This is a genomic window from Streptomyces sp. R818 (assembly GCF_056172735.1).
In genome coordinates this window covers 94559-109695 of sequence record NZ_JAOCNE010000009.1, presented here as the reverse complement: position 1 = coordinate 109695, position 15137 = coordinate 94559, and the positions used below count along the sequence as shown (strand labels likewise).

Annotated in this window: 11 protein-coding genes; 9 read left to right on the top strand and 2 right to left on the bottom strand. The window is 70.9% G+C overall.

Features of this window, described 5'->3' with window-relative positions; all coding sequences use genetic code 11:
- Window positions 1-132 precede the first annotated feature (132 nt).
- Window positions 133-825 carry a DUF1707 SHOCT-like domain-containing protein gene (locus tag N5I75_RS23675; protein ID WP_476680322.1) on the bottom strand — a complete coding sequence of 231 codons (693 nt, stop codon included), beginning with the start codon at window positions 823-825 and terminating at the stop codon, window positions 133-135.
- 177 nt (window positions 826-1002) lie between these two features.
- Between N5I75_RS23675 and N5I75_RS23670 the strand changes: the two genes are divergently transcribed.
- From N5I75_RS23670 to N5I75_RS23655, 4 genes are all read left to right on the top strand, one after another.
- On the top strand, window positions 1003-2673 hold the full coding sequence (locus N5I75_RS23670; RefSeq protein WP_476680320.1) for a fumarate hydratase: 1671 nt from the start codon (window positions 1003-1005) through the stop codon (window positions 2671-2673).
- A gap of 111 nt (window positions 2674-2784) precedes the next feature.
- Window positions 2785-4170 carry a class II fumarate hydratase gene (locus N5I75_RS23665; RefSeq protein ID WP_476680318.1) on the top strand — a complete coding sequence of 462 codons (1386 nt, stop codon included), beginning with the start codon at window positions 2785-2787 and terminating at the stop codon, window positions 4168-4170.
- A gap of 102 nt (window positions 4171-4272) precedes the next feature.
- Complete coding sequence (gene fomD, locus N5I75_RS23660; RefSeq protein WP_476680316.1) at window positions 4273-4953, top strand: cytidylyl-2-hydroxypropylphosphonate hydrolase; 681 nt, start codon at window positions 4273-4275, stop codon at window positions 4951-4953.
- 409 nt (window positions 4954-5362) lie between these two features.
- Window positions 5363-7375 carry an ATP-binding SpoIIE family protein phosphatase gene (locus N5I75_RS23655; RefSeq protein ID WP_476680314.1) on the top strand — a complete coding sequence of 671 codons (2013 nt, stop codon included), beginning with the start codon at window positions 5363-5365 and terminating at the stop codon, window positions 7373-7375.
- A gap of 64 nt (window positions 7376-7439) precedes the next feature.
- Here the strand turns inward: N5I75_RS23655 and N5I75_RS23650 are convergent, their stop codons facing one another.
- Window positions 7440-9686 (bottom strand): transglycosylase domain-containing protein, encoded by a 2247-nt coding sequence (locus N5I75_RS23650; RefSeq protein WP_476680312.1) that lies wholly within the window; start codon window positions 9684-9686, stop codon window positions 7440-7442.
- A 277-nt stretch (window positions 9687-9963) separates the two neighbouring features.
- Between N5I75_RS23650 and N5I75_RS23645 the strand changes: the two genes are divergently transcribed.
- The 5 genes from N5I75_RS23645 (at window position 9964) to N5I75_RS23625 (ending at window position 15070) form a co-directional block, all read left to right on the top strand.
- The gene (locus N5I75_RS23645) at window positions 9964-10899 is read left to right on the top strand and encodes an SPFH domain-containing protein (RefSeq protein ID WP_476680310.1); all 936 of its coding nucleotides are present in this window, start codon (window positions 9964-9966) and stop codon (window positions 10897-10899) included.
- Complete coding sequence (locus N5I75_RS23640; protein WP_476680308.1) at window positions 10896-11144, top strand: type II toxin-antitoxin system antitoxin; 249 nt, start codon at window positions 10896-10898, stop codon at window positions 11142-11144. The genes N5I75_RS23645 and N5I75_RS23640 overlap by 4 nt, the downstream gene beginning before the upstream one ends.
- A gap of 328 nt (window positions 11145-11472) precedes the next feature.
- Entirely contained in the window at window positions 11473-12000 is a 528-nt protein-coding gene (locus N5I75_RS23635; RefSeq protein ID WP_476680306.1) for a PadR family transcriptional regulator, read from the top strand.
- Window positions 11997-12683, top strand: a complete 687-nt coding sequence (locus N5I75_RS23630; protein WP_476680304.1) for an ABC transporter ATP-binding protein — start codon at window positions 11997-11999, stop codon at window positions 12681-12683. Before N5I75_RS23635 ends, N5I75_RS23630 begins: the two co-directional genes overlap by 4 nt.
- On the top strand, window positions 12680-15070 hold the full coding sequence (locus N5I75_RS23625) for an ABC transporter permease (protein WP_476680303.1): 2391 nt from the start codon (window positions 12680-12682) through the stop codon (window positions 15068-15070). Before N5I75_RS23630 ends, N5I75_RS23625 begins: the two co-directional genes overlap by 4 nt.
- Window positions 15071-15137: the final 67 nt, after the last annotated feature.

Genomic DNA, 15137 nt, shown 5'->3' with positions numbered 1-15137 from the left:
TTTCGCGAGCGAGAGACGATGCAGCAAGCTCTACCCGCTGTGTCGACGCCTATGCACTGAGTTCCGAAGAGCGGAAGTGCCGGTACCCGCAAGGGAGTTCACCGACGGCGCCGTCAGGGCGTTCGCGCGTGGTCAGTCCAGGTGCTTGCGCAAACGTTTGTCGACGTAGCGGCCGACGTACTTGTGCAGGTCGGCGATGATCTTGCCGCGCTTGGGCCGCGCCTCGATGCTGCCGAGGATCGCGACGCCGTCGACGTGGACGACGGGCGCCCCGGGGTCGGCCGCCTCGAGCGCGTCCACCTCGAAGTTGCCGAGGACGCCGCCGCCGCTGCCGCGCAGCGAGATGTTCTCCGGGACGCGGATGTCGACGCTGCCGAAGACCGAGACGGCGCGAATGTAGACCTGCTGGTGTTCGAAGATCGCCTCGCTGAGGTCGATCTCGACGCTGCCGAAGACGGCGTACGCGTGCGTGCGGCGGCCCACGCGCCAGCGGCCCTTGCGGGTGGCGGCGCTGAACACCGCCACCAGGTTCTCGTCCGCCACGGCCGGGATCGCGCCGGGCGCCGGGCGGCCCGGCGCGGGGGCCGCGGCGGGGCGCGGGGTGTGCGCGCCGGGCAGGTCGCGGACGAGCGGCTCCAGCTCGCCCACCGTCTTGGCGCGGTAGACGCCGTCGACGCGCTCGGCGTGCTCGTCCGCGTCGAGCCGGCCCTCCGCGAGCGCCTCGCGCAGGATGTCCGCGATGCGGTCGCGGTCGGCGTCGGAGGCGCGCAGATCGGTCGGGTCCGCCGCGGGGGCGCTCGGCTTGGGGCGCTTGTGAAGGTCCACGGCAGCAGCGTACCCAAACGCGATAGATCGCGACTAGGGGGCAGGAGGTCGGGATCTCCGCGAACACAGCCGCGAACTGAGCCTTACCTCACAGCGGCGCGCCCCGCGCCAGGTTCTACGCTGGTTGGCGCTGCCAACGAATGCCAGCCGCTGTCTGCCGAGTGAGGAATGGGCGAGATGCCTGAGTTCGCGTACACCGATCTGCTCCCCCAGGGCGAGGACACCACGCCGTACCGGCTGGTGACCTCGGGGGGTGTCTCCACCGCCGAGGGGCCGGACGGCCGTACGTTCCTGAAGGTCGAGCCCGAGGCGCTGCGCAAGCTCGCCGAGGAGGCCATCCACGACATCCAGCACTACCTGCGCCCGGCCCACCTCGCACAGCTGCGCCGGATCGTGGACGACCCGGAGGCGTCGGGCAACGACAAGTTCGTCGCGCTCGACCTGCTGAAGAACGCGAACATCGCGGCGGCGGGCGTGCTGCCGATGTGCCAGGACACGGGCACCGCGATCGTCATGGGCAAGCGCGGCCAGAACGTCCTCACCGAAGGTGAGGACGAGAAGGCGCTCTCCAAGGGCATCTACGACGCCTACAAGAACCTGAACCTGCGCTACTCGCAGATGGCCCCGCTGACCATGTGGGACGAGAAGAACACCGGCTCGAACCTCCCGGCCCAGATCGAGCTGTACGCGACCGACGGCGGCGCCTACAAGTTCCTCTTCATGGCGAAGGGCGGCGGCTCGGCCAACAAGTCGTTCCTGTACCAGGAGACGAAGGCCGTCCTGAACGAGGCCTCCATGATGAAGTTCCTGGAGCAGAAGATCCGTTCGCTGGGCACGGCCGCCTGCCCGCCGTACCACCTGGCGATCGTCGTCGGCGGCACCTCGGCCGAGTACGCGCTCAAGACCGCCAAGTACGCCTCGGCGCACTACCTGGACAACGTCCCCTCCGAGGGCTCCGAGCTCGGCCACGGCTTCCGCGACAAGGATCTCGAGGAGAAGGTCTTCGAGCTGACGCAGAAGATCGGGATCGGCGCGCAGTTCGGCGGCAAGTACTTCTGCCACGACGTGCGCGTGGTGCGCCTGCCCCGGCACGGCGCCTCCTGCCCGGTCGCCATCGCCGTCTCCTGCTCGGCGGACCGCCAGGCCGTCGCGAAGATCACCGCCGAGGGCGTCTTCCTGGAGCAGCTGGAGACGGACCCGGCGCGCTTCCTCCCGGAGACGACCGACGAGCACCTCGATGAGTCGTCGGACGTGGTGAACATCGACCTCAACCAGCCGATGGACGCGATCCTCGCCGAGCTGACCAAGTACCCGGTGAAGACCCGCCTCTCCCTGACCGGCCCCCTGGTCGTGGCCCGCGACATCGCGCACGCCAAGATCAAGGAGCGCCTGGACGCGGGCGAGGAGATGCCGCAGTACCTGAAGGACCACCCGGTGTACTACGCGGGCCCGGCCAAGACCCCGGAGGGCTACGCCTCGGGCTCGTTCGGCCCGACGACGGCCGGCCGCATGGACTCCTACGTCGAGCAGTTCCAGGCGGCCGGCGGCTCCAAGGTGATGCTCGCCAAGGGCAACCGTTCGCAGCAGGTCACCGACGCCTGTGACGCGCACGGCGGCTTCTACCTCGGCTCCATCGGCGGCCCGGCCGCGCGCCTGGCCCAGGACTGCATCAAGAAGGTCGAGGTCGTCGAGTACGAGGAGCTCGGCATGGAGGCGGTCTGGAAGATCGAGGTCGAGGACTTCCCCGCGTTCATCGTCGTCGACGACAAGGGCAACGACTTCTTCCAGAACCCGGCGCCCGAACCCACGTTCACGCACATCCCGGTGCGCGGCCCCGGCATGGCGTAACCACGCGCGCGTGGCCGTCATCCGCCGGACGGGCTGAATCGAACGGCCCGTCCGGCGGTCTCGCGGCGTTTCTCCGGGAACACCCGCGCTCTCCCCCGTGCTGTACGAGGTATGAGCGACTACCGGATCGAACACGACTCCATGGGCGAGGTGCGGGTCCCCGCCGACGCGAAGTGGCGGGCGCAGACCCAGCGCGCCGTGGAGAACTTCCCCGTCTCCGGGCAGCGCATCGAGCGCGCCCACATCGAGGCGCTCGCCCGTATCAAGGCGGCGGCGGCGAAGGTCAACGCGGACCTTGGCGTCCTCGACAAGGACATCGCCCAGGCGGTCGCGGACGCGGCGGCGGAGGTCGCCGAGGGCCGCTGGGACGAGCAGTTCCCGGTGGACGTTTTTCAGACAGGATCCGGCACCTCCTCCAACATGAACACCAACGAGGTGCTGGCCACGCTCGCCACCGAGCGCCTCGGCCGTGACGTCCACCCGAACGACCACGTCAACGCCTCGCAGTCGTCCAACGACGTCTTCCCGTCCTCGATCCACATCGCGGCCACCGCCGCCGTCACCCACGATCTGATCCCTGCCCTCGAACACCTCGCCGCCTCCTTCGAGCGCAAGGCGGAGGAGTTCTCCGACGTCGTGAAGTCCGGGCGTACGCACCTGATGGACGCCACGCCGGTGACCCTCGGCCAGGAGTTCGGCGGCTATGCGACGCAGGTCCGCTACGGCGTCGAGCGGCTGAAGTCCGCCCTCCCCCGGCTGGCCGAACTGCCCCTCGGCGGCACGGCGGTGGGCACCGGCATCAACACGCCGCCCGGCTTCCCGGCCGCGGTGATCGCCGAGGTCGCGCGGGCCACGGGGCTGCCGCTGACCGAGGCCCGCGACCACTTCGAGGCGCAGGGCGCGCGCGACGGCATCGTCGAGACGAGCGGGCAGCTGCGGACCATCGCGGTCGGTCTGACGAAGATCGCCAATGATCTGCGCTGGGCGGCGTCGGGCCCCCGCACCGGGCTCGCCGAGATCAACCTGCCGGACCTGCAGCCCGGTTCGTCGATCATGCCGGGCAAGGTCAACCCCGTCATCCCCGAGGCGACGCTGATGGTCGCGGCGCAGGTCATCGGCAACGACGCGACGGTGGCGACGGCGGGCGCGGCGGGCAACTTCGAGCTGAACGTGATGCTCCCGGTCATCGCCAAGAACGTCCTGGAGTCGATCCGGCTGCTCGCCAACGTCTCCCGGCTGCTCGCCGACCGCACCGTCGACGGCATCACCGCCAACCGCGAACGGGCCCGTGAGTACGCCGAGTCCTCCCCGTCCGTCGTCACGCCGCTCAACAAGTACATCGGCTACGAGGAGGCCGCCAAGGTCGCCAAGAAGTCGCTTGCCGAGCGCAAGACCATCCGTGAAGTCGTCCTGGAGGGCGGCTATGTGGAGCGCGGAGACCTGACGGAGGAACAACTCGACGAGGCGCTCGACGTCCTGCGCATGACGCGCCCGTGACGCGTGGGGCATGAGAGGCGCCAGAGACGGGCGAGGCGGCCGGATGACGTATTCGTGACCTGTGCCGCAGCGTCGTATGCCGACGGCACCTAATATCTGCGCATGACAGACGACGGCCGGACCGGCGGCGGGGAAAGCGGGCGATGGGCGCCCGGGGAGCAGATCCTGTGGCGCTACCGCGCCAACGGGGGCGACGGCTTCCACATCTGCCGCCCGGTCACGGTCGTACGGGACACGGCGGACCTGCTCGCCGTGTGGATGGCGCCCGGTACCGAGTGCGTGAAACCCGTGATGGCGGACGGCACCCCGGTCCACCGCGAGCCGCTCGCCACCCGCTACACCAAGCCCCGCGCCCTGCGCCGCGACCACTGGAGCGGCGCGGGCGTGCTCAAGCTGGCCCGGCCGGGCGAGCCCTGGTCGGTGTGGCTGTTCCGGGAGCCGGACTGGACCTTCCGCAACTGGTACGTGAACCTGGAGGAGCCGCGGGCCCGCTGGTCGGGCGGCGTCGACTCCGAGGACCACTTCCTCGACCTGTCGGTGTATCAGGACCACGGCTGGCTCTGGCACGACGAGGACGAGTTCGCGCAGGCGCAGGCCGCGGGTCTGATGAGCGCGGAGCAGGCCGCGGAGGTACGGGACGCGGGGCGCCGCGCGATCGAGGTGATCGAGCGCTGGGGGCCGCCGTTCTCGGACGGCTGGGAGCACTGGCGTCCCGATCCGTCGTGGCCGGTCCCCGCCCTGCCGGCCGACTGGGACCGTACGCCCGCGCACGTGTCGTCATGAGACCCTTGATGCGCCCCCACGGGGGAAACGTAGGATCGTCCTCCGCAAGAGCGCACAGCGACGCGAAGAAGAGCACAAAAACCGTCTTCGACAGCAACTCTTCGCGTGTTCAACAGGTCTGACGACGTGGACAAGAGACGGCGCAGGCACAAGATCTGACACGGTGTCGGTGACGTCATCGAGGCGGCGGGAGCGTGGACGTGGGTGGAGCGGGCGGGGCCGACATGCCCGGTCGGAGCTCGACCGGCCCGTACCCGTACCCCGGCGCCGACCTGTACGACGCGGAAGTCCCGTTCCCGGCACACCCGATCCGGGTATCGGATTTCCTGCGGGCACCAGCTGTTCCCCAACTGCCGGCGCACCGGCCAGCGACACGGCGCGCAGCCCCGGACGGACGGATTCGACACGCGTGACGGAGTACCCGACCTCGCACGAAGGCCGCCACCACGGCACGGCGGCCCGCCCCGCCGATCCCCGCGGGGCCTTCCGGCGTGCCCCCCAGGCCTCCGCGGCCCCGGCCGGTGACGGCCTGCCCCAGCAGCCGCGCCGCACCCCGGCCGCCCTGCCCTCGGCGTCCGCGGACGCCGAGCACACGCAGCCGCACGCGCCGTCCCCCGAGCCGGTGCGCCCCACGGGCCCGCCGGAGGGCGGCGAGCGGCGCTCCGGCGGTCAGCCGCGCCCCGTCGGCCAGCCCACACCGATGCGCCGCGACGGCGACCGGCTGCGCTTCGTCGGCGCCGCGACCCGCCGCATCGCGCGCGGCATCGACCTCGACGAGATCGTGATGGGCCTGTGCCGGGCGACGGTGCCGACGTTCTCCGACGCGATACTGGTCTACCTGCGCGAACCGCTGCCCGTCGGCGACGAGCGCCCGGCCGGGCCGATGGTGCTTCGTCTGCGCCGCACCGACCGCATCCCCGACGCCATCGACGACACGGAGACGGACGGCACCGCCCCGCCCGCCACCGTCGTCATTCCGCCCATCGAACTCGCGCCGGACAGCCTGGAACTGTGCGAGGTGCGCACAGGCGGCGCGCTCGCCGAGGTGCTGCGCGGGGTGCGGCCCGTCTTCGCGGACTCCCCCGCGGCGCTCTCCGCGCTGCCCGAACTCCTCGGCAGCGACCGGGCGGTGCCGACGGGGCGGCGGGCGATCCTGGCTCCGTTGCGCGGGCGCCGCCGGGTGATCGGCGCGGCGGTCTTCCTGCGCCAGCCGAACCGGACCGCGTTCGACGGCGACGACCTCCTCGTCGCCGGTCAGCTCGCCACGCACAGCGCGCTCGGCATCGACAAGGCCGTCCTGTACGGGCGCGAGGCGTACATCGCGGACGAGCTGCAGCGCACGATGCTGCCCGAGACACTGCCCCGCCCGACCGGGGTGCGGCTCGCCTCGCGCTACCTGCCCGCCGCGGAGACCGCGCGCGTGGGCGGCGACTGGTACGACGCGATCCCGCTGCCCGGCAGCCGCGTCGCCCTCGTCGTCGGCGACGTCATGGGCCACTCCATGACCTCCGCCGCGATCATGGGCCAGCTCCGCACCACCGCCCAGACCCTCGCCGGGCTCGACCTGCCGCCGCAGGAGGTCCTGCACCACCTCGACGAGCAGGCCCAGCGGCTCGGCACGGACCGCATGGCGACGTGCATGTACGCGGTCTACGACCCGGTCTCGCACCGCATCACCATCGCCAACGCCGGGCATCCGCCGCCGATAATGCTGCACCTCGGCGGGCGCGCGGAGGTGCTGCGCGTGCCGCCCGGGGCGCCGATCGGCGTCGGCGGCGTCGACTTCGAGGCGGTCGAGCTGGACGCCCCGGCCGGCGCCACGCTGCTGCTCTACACCGACGGCCTGGTCGAATCGCGCCTGCGCGACGTCTGGACCGGCATAGAGCAGCTGCGGGAACGGCTCGCCGCCACCGCGCAACTGACCGGACCCGACCACCCGCCGCCGCTGGAAGCGCTCTGCGACGACGTGCTCGACATGCTCGGCCCGGGCGACCGGGACGACGACATCGCGCTGCTCGCCGCCCGCTTCGACGGGATCGCGCCGAGCGACGTCGCGTACTGGTTCCTCGACCCGGAGGACTCCGCGCCCGGCCGGGCGCGCCGTCTCGCCCGCAGCGCGCTGGCCCGCTGGGGTCTGGAGGAGATGACGGACTCCGTCGAGCTGCTCGTGAGCGAGGTCGTCACCAACGCGGTGCGGTACGCCTCGCGCCCCATCACGCTGCGGCTGCTCCGCACCGACGTGCTGCGCTGCGAGGTCGGCGACGACGTGCCCCAACTGCCCCGCCAGCGCCAGGCCCGGGCCACCGACGAGGGCGGCCGCGGCCTGTTCCTGGTGAATCGTCTCGCCCGGCGCTGGGGTGCGACGCGGCTCAGCACCGGCAAGGTGGTCTGGTTCGAGCTGGTGCAGCACGCCGGGGGCTGACCTGCCCGCACATGACTGAGGGGCGCCGGGAACCTGTGGTTCCCGGCGCCCCTCGGCCATGTGCTCAGTTGGCCGGGTCTCTGCCGTTGCCGAGGGCGTCGCCGCCCGGGTTCTCCGGGAACCCCCAGGACGACGAGGCCGAGTCCGAGGGCACCGGCGGGCTGCTCGACGGCGGCGCCGAGGACGTCGGCGGGGTGCTCGGCGGCGCGGAGCTGGTGGGCGGCGTCGACGGCGGCGCGGAGGACGTCGGCGGGGTGCTCGGCGGCGCGGAGCTGGTGGGCGGCGTCGACGGCGTGGCGGGGGCCGTGGTGGTGGGCTCGACGGCGGCACCCATGTCGGTGTCGAGGTCGAACTTGGCGGTAGTGCTGCTGGAGTTGAAGGTGTACTGGGCCCAGATCTGCGCGGGGAAGCTGCCGCCGTCCACGCGGGGGCGGCCGCCGGCGCCTGCCATGGTGACCTGCTGGTTGGCCTCGGCCGTGCCCTGGGCGCCCTCACCGAACAGACCCACCGAGGTCACCAGGTCCGGCGTGTAGCCGGTGAACCAGGCCGAGCGGTTCTTGTCGGAGGTGCCGGTCTTGCCCGCGACCTTGCGGCCGTCCCGCGAGGGGTTGTCGCGGACCGAGACCTTCGCCGTACCGTCGTCGACCACACCGGTGAGGACCGAGGTGACCGAGTCGGCGGCGGCGCGGCTGATGACCTGCTCCCCGATCGCGCTCTTGAGCTCGATCGGCTTGCCCCCCTTGGTCACGGACTTCACGATCTGCGGGGTGACCTGCTTGCCGTGGTTGTCGAGGGTCGCGTAGACACCGGCCATCTCCAGCGGACTCGCGCCCATGGTGCCGAGGGTCTGCGCGTAGTACGGCTTCAGGTCGCCGTCCTCCATGCCGAGCTTCTTGGCCGTGGCCATGACCTGGTCCATGCCGACGTCGGCACCCATCTGCGCGAAGACGGAGTTGATGGACTTGTTGGTCGCCGTCTGGACGGTGACGGGACCGTAGCTCCGCTGGTCCTCGTTGGGCGGCGCGAACCCGACCTTCGTACCGTTCTCGACCACCGGCCGCCTGCTCGTGCCGTCGTAGACGGTGTTCGCCCTGATCGTCGAGCCGTCCTGCGTCTTGGCGTTGTTCTCCAGGGCGGCGGCGAGGATGATCGGCTTGAACGTGGAGGCGGGCTGGTAGTCGGTGCGCGTGGCGTTGTTGCGCCAGTGCTTGCTGATGCCGGCGCCGCCGTACATCGCGACGACCTTGCCGTTCTTCGGGTTGACGGAGACCGCGCCCGCCTGCACCCGCTTGTCCGCCTTGGTGCCGGACTTCAGCTTCTCGGTCAGCTGCTGCTCGACCGCCTTCTCCAGCTGCTTCTGCTTCTTGCGGTCGATGTTGAGCGTGACCGTGTAGCCGCCGAGGTCGAACTGTTCCGAGGTGATGCCGAGGTCCTTGACGACCTCTTCCTTGGCCGCCTGGTAGAGGTAGCCCTCCTGCCCCTGCAGGCCGGAGACGGCCTTCGGCTCCTCCGGCACCGGGAACGTCATGCCCTCGCGGTCGGCGGAGCTGATGCGGCCCATCTCGACCATGTTGTTCAGGACGTAGTTCCAGCGCTGCTTGACGAGCTTCTTGCCGGTGTCCGAGGCGACCGCCCAGTCGTACTGGTTCGGGGCCTGGAGCAGCGCCGCGAGATACGCGCCCTGCTCGACGCTCAGCTTCTTGGCGTCGATGCCGTAGTAGGCCTGCGCCGCGGCCTGGATGCCCCACGCGCTGCGGCCGTAGTAGCTGGTGTTGATGTACCCGGCGAGGATCTCGTCCTTGGACTTCTTGCGGTCCACCTTGAGCGAGATGACCAGTTCCTTCAGCTTGCGCGTGACGGTCTGGTCCTGCGTGAGGTAGTAGTTCTTCACGTACTGCTGGGTGATGGTCGAGCCACCCTGCTTGCCCTTGCCGGTGACCGTGTTGAGGACACCGCGGGCGGTGCCCTTCAGGTCGACGCCCTTGTCCTTGTAGAACGACTTGTTCTCGGCGGCCACGAAGGTCTGCTGGACCTCCTTGGGGACCTCGGACAAGTCGACTATCTCGCGGTTGACTTCGCCGGTGCGGGCCATCGTGGAGCCGTCGCTGTACTTGTAGACGTTGCTCTGCAGCTTGGCGTCCGGGTTGCCCTCGGGCACCTCGATCACCATGTAGAGCACCACGAACGCGCCCATGATCAGCAGCACGAATCCGAAGAACGCACCCAGAAGCTTCTTCCAGGTGAAGAAGCGGCGTATGCCCGACGGCCGCGTCTCGCGCTTGCGCGCCTTTCTCGCATCCGCTCGGCCCATGACCTCAGTCGCTCCGCTTCTCGTCCGTACCGCTCGTGATCAGTCGCGTCTTCCGGCACTTCCGTGCGGAATCAGCTCATGAAGCTAACACCGTCACTTAAGGCAAAACCCTGCCCATCCGGTCATTTCCGGACGTGACAATCAGCACCCACCCCATGGGAACCGACGATCCAGGGTCGCCTATGGTTGCCGTACGCGATAAAGTGATATCACTTTGCTAGAGGATGCTCGGGGCACTTCCGCCGCGAAGCACCAGCTCAGAGAGGTGGGACTCGCCATGACCGAGACCGACGCCACACCGGACATGCCGGCGATGCCGAAGGCGCGTGTGCGCGAGTTCACGGCGCACAGCATCGGGGGCGGGCTCGCGCTGCTGCTCGGGCTCCTGGGCCTGATCGTCGGCGCCGGCCTGGTCACGCTCGGCGGGGCGCTCACCTCGTCCGGCGGGGCGGTGCGGGCGGTGCTGATCACCGTCGGCATCCTCGTCGCCGTCGCGTCGTGCATCGCGATGGGCGGCCTGAACATGGTGGCGCCGGGCGAGGCCCGCGTCGTCCAGCTCTTCGGCCGCTACCGGGGCACGATCCGCGAGGACGGGCTGCGCTGGGTCAACCCGCTCACCTCACGCACCAAGATCTCGACCCGCGTGCGCAACCACGAGACCGCCGTCCTCAAGGTCAACGACGCGTACGGCAACCCCATCGAGCTGGCCGCCGTCGTCGTCTGGAAGGTCGAGGACACCGCGCAGGCCACCTTCGAGGTCGACGACTTCCTGGAGTTCGTCTCCACGCAGACCGAGGCGGCCGTCCGGCACATCGCCATCGAGTACCCCTACGACGCGCACGACGAGGGCGGGCTCTCGCTGCGCGGCAACGCCGAGGAGATCACCGAGAAGCTCGCGGTCGAGCTGCACGCGCGCGTGGAGGCGGCCGGTGTGCAGATCATCGAGTCCCGGTTCACGCATCTCGCGTACGCGCCCGAGATCGCGTCGGCGATGCTTCAGCGGCAGCAGGCGGGAGCTGTGGTCGCCGCCCGCCGTCTCATCGTGGACGGTGCCGTCGGGATGGTCGAGGACGCGCTCGCCCGGATCACGGAGCAGGATTTTGTCGCCCTGGACGAGGAGCGCAAGGCGGCGATGGTCAGCAACCTGCTGGTCGTGCTCTGCGGTGACCGTGCGGCGCAGCCGGTCCTGAACACCGGAACGCTCTACCAGTGACCCCGCCTCCGCCTCCGCCTCCGGCGCGTAAGCAGGTGTTGCTGCGGTTGGACCCTGCGGTGTACGAGGCGCTTGCCCGCTGGGCCGGGGACGAGTTGCGCTCGGCGAACGCCCAGATCGAGTTCCTCCTGCGCCGGGCCCTCTCCGAGGCGGGCCGGCTCCCCGGTTCGGCGGGCCCGCTCCCCAGGCGAGGCCGCCCGCCCACGAACCCGGGCGAGCCCGACACACCGCCGCCTGATCACTGAGCCGGGCCGAGCACGCCCGGGTACGTCATCGACTGCCACGCCGTCGTGGCCGGTCGCGCAGTTCCCCGCGCCCCTGGGTGCGTCGTCGGCCGCCACGCCATCGTGGCTGGTCGCGCAGTTCCCCGCGCCCCTGAGATGGGCACTTCGTGCGCCATCTCAGGGGCGGCGTGCGTGGCGCGCCCTGATGGAGCTGCGGCGAAGGCGCACGCTTCAGGGGCGCGGGGAACTGCGCGACCAGCCCCCACCGGCCCGCAGGTGAGCGGACAACCCCCGAAGCAGCCCAGGCCGCTATACACGCCAGGTATACACACCGTGTACAGTCCTCCCCATGTCCATCGGTCACACCCTTCTCGGGCTCCTGGAATCCGGCCCCCGCCACGGCTACGACCTCAAGCGCACCTTCGACGAGACGTTCGGCCACGACAAGCCGCTGCACTACGGGCAGGTCTACTCGACGATGTCCCGCCTCCTGAAGAACGGCCTCGTCGAGGTCGACGGGATAGAGCCCGGCGGCGGCCCGGAGCGCAAGCGGTACGCGATCACCGAGGCCGGCGTCACGGACGTACGGCAGTGGCTCGCGACCCCGGAGAAGCCGGAGCCGTACCTCCAGTCGACCCTCTACACCAAGGTCGTCCTCGCGCTGCTCACCGAGCGCGACGCCGCCGAGATCCTCGACAGCCAGCGCGCCGAGCACCTGCGCCTCATGCGCATCCTCACGGACCGCAAGCGCAAGGGCGACCTCGCCGACCAGCTGATCTGCGACCACGCCCTGTTCCACCTGGAAGCCGACCTGCGCTGGCTGGAACTGACCGCCGCGCGCCTCGACAAGCTCGCCGCGGAGGTGCGCCCGTCATGACCCCCGCCGGATCCCTTCTCACCGCCCACGACCTGCGCAAGGCGTACGGTCCGACCCCGGCGCTCGACGGCGCCGCGTTCACCATCCACCCCGGCGAGATCGTCGCCGTCATGGGCCCGTCGGGCTCGGGCAAGTCGACGCTCCTGCACTGCCTCGCGGGCATCGTCACCCCGGACTCCGGGACGATCACCTACGACGGCCGCGACCTGACCGCGATGTCCGACGCCCAGCGCAGCGCCCTGCGCCGCACCGAGTTCGGCTTCGTCTTCCAGTTCGGCCAGCTCGTCCCCGAGCTGACCTGCGTCGAGAACGTGGCGCTCCCGCTCCGCCTGACCGGCGTCAAGCGCAAGGAGGCCGAGCGCCGGGCGGCCGGGTGGCTGGAGCGCCTGGAGGTCGAGGACCTCGCGGGCAAGCGGCCCGGCGAGATCTCCGGCGGCCAGGGCCAGCGCGTCGCCGTGGCCCGCTCCCTGGTCACCAACCCGCGCGTGCTCTTCGCCGACGAGCCGACCGGCGCCCTGGACTCGCTCAACGGCGAGCGCGTCATGGAGCTGCTCACCGACGCGGCCCGTGGCTCGAACACCGCCGTCGTCCTCGTCACACACGAGACGCGCGTCGCGGCCTACTCGGACCGCGAGATCGTCGTACGGGACGGCAAGTCGCGGGACATGGAGTTCATCGGATGAGCCGGACGACACTCCTCGACGACCACAGGAACACCACCGCACCACCCGCTCCCGGCGGTCCGTCCGGTCCCAAGGGCTGGCTGCGCGACCTCGGCCTCGGCATCCGCTTCGCCGTCTCCGGCGGCCGCGAGGGCTGGATCCGTACGACGCTGACCGCGCTCGGCGTCGGCCTCGGCGTGGCCCTGCTGCTCGGCGCGGCGTCCGTACCGACGCTGATGCACCAGCGGGACGTACGCGCCGACGCACGCCAGATGGGCGTCGGGACGGACGGGCAGCTCAAGCGCGGCGACCGCACGATGCTCATGGTGGACGCCTCCTCCAGCTTCCGGGACGACTCGGTCGGCGGCTATCTGGTGCGCCCCGAGGGCGAGCACCCGCCGGTGCCGCCCGGCGTCGACAAGCTGCCCGGCCCGGGCGAGATGGTCGTCTCGCCCGAGCTGAGGAAGGCGCTCGACGCCCCCGGCAACGAGCTCCTGAAGGAGCGCTATCCGTACCGCGTCGTGGGCATGATCGGCGAGGCGGGCCTCGGCGACCCCTTCGAGAAGTACCTGTACATCGGCAGCGACACCCTGAGCGCCGAGCGCGACGCCTCCCGCGTCGACCACTTCGGCATGTCCTACGTGAAGGGGCCGCTCGACCCGGTCCTCATCGTCCTCATCGTCCTCGCCTGCGTCGTCCTCCTCGTACCGGTCGCCATCTTCATCGCGACGGCCGTACGGTTCGGCGGCGAGCGGCGCGACCGGCGCCTGGCCGCGCTGCGCCTGGTCGGCGCGGACGCGCGGATGACGCGCCGGATGGCCGCGGGCGAGGCCCTGTTCGGCACACTCGTCGGCCTCGCCTGCGGTGCCGTCCTCTTCTTCGGCGGGCGGCAAGTGCTCGGCGTCGTGAAGATCTGGCGGCTCTCGGCGTTCCCCTCGGACGTGTCGCCGGTGCCCGCGCTCGCCGTCCTGATCCTGCTCGCCGTCCCCGTCGCGGCGGTCGCCGTGACCGTGTTCGCGCTGCGCTCGGTGGCGATCGAACCGCTGGGCGTCGTCCGCAGCGGCCGTGCCCGAGGCCGGCGCCTGTGGTGGCGGCTGCCCGTGCCGGTCTTCGGCGTGCTCCTGCTGCTGACGTCCGGTTCGGCGGACGCGGCGGGCACGAAGGGCGTCGTGCAGATCTCGGCGGGCATCACCCTGACCCTGCTCGGCCTGGTCCTGGTGATGCCGTGGATCGTGGAGGCGGTCGTGCACCGGCTGCGCGGCGGCCCCGTACCGTGGCAACTGGCGGTGCGCAGGCTCCAGTTGAGCAGCAACGCCGCGAGCCGGACGGTCGCCGGGATCACCATCGCCGTGGCGGGCGGCATCGCCCTGCAGATGTTCACCGTCGGCATCAACGACGACTTCACCCGGACGACGAACCAGGACCCGAGCCGGGCCCAGGTCGGCGTCAACACCAGTGTCGGCGACGGGGAACTCGCCGAGCGGATGGTGCGGGACTTCGGGACGACCAAGGGCGTCAAGTCGGTGTACGGCACGGTGGACACATGGGCCGCCGCGGCGGGCAGCGATCCGGACGACGACGACGTCGCGCACGTCGTGACGATCTCCGTCGGCAACTGCTCCAGCCTGCGCGAACTGGCGAAGCTGCCGTCCTGCGAGGACGGTGACACCTTCCGGGTCACGGGGTCCGACTACCCGGACGACGACACGGAGCTGAAGAACGTCGCCAAGCCCGGCGCCAGGCTCATGCTCGGCGACGAGCCCTCCGACCAGTGGACGCTGCCCGCGAAGGCCCGGCTGGTCCACTCCCGGCTCGACCCGGGCGGCCGCCGCTTCGGCGGTGTCCTCGCCACCCCGGCGGCCCTGGACGTACGGAAGGTGCAGACCGCCTCCACGTCGGCGCAGATCCAGATCGACCACTCCGTGCCGGACGCGGTCGAGTACGTACGCAACACCGCGTTCCGGCTGGATCCGGGGATGCATGTGTGGAACTACTACTCGGAGGAGCGCGACTCGGAGTACGCGTCCATCCGCCGGGGCCTGTTCACCGCCGCCGCCCTGACGCTGTCGCTGATCGCGGCCTCGATGCTGGTCTCCCAGATCGAACAGCTCCGCGACCGCAAGCGGCTGCTCTCGGTCCTGGTCGCCTATGGCACCCGCCGCGCGACCCTGGCCTGGTCGGTCCTGTGGCAGACGGCGATCCCGGTCGTCCTCGGCATGGCGGTGGCCGTCGGCGGCGGTCTCCTCCTGGGCTGGCTGATGCTCCGCATGGTGGACAAGCCGGTCACGGACTGGTTCCTGTTCCTGCCCCTGGCGGGGGTCGGCCTGGCCGCCATCGCAGCGGTGACGTTGCTCAGCATGCCGCCGCTTTGGCGCTTGATGCGGGCGGACGGCTTGCGCACGGAGTGACTCGCCGTCGGGGATCCGCTTATGGCGGGCGCGGGTTGCGTCGCGACGTGTCGCGCCGTTCCCCGCG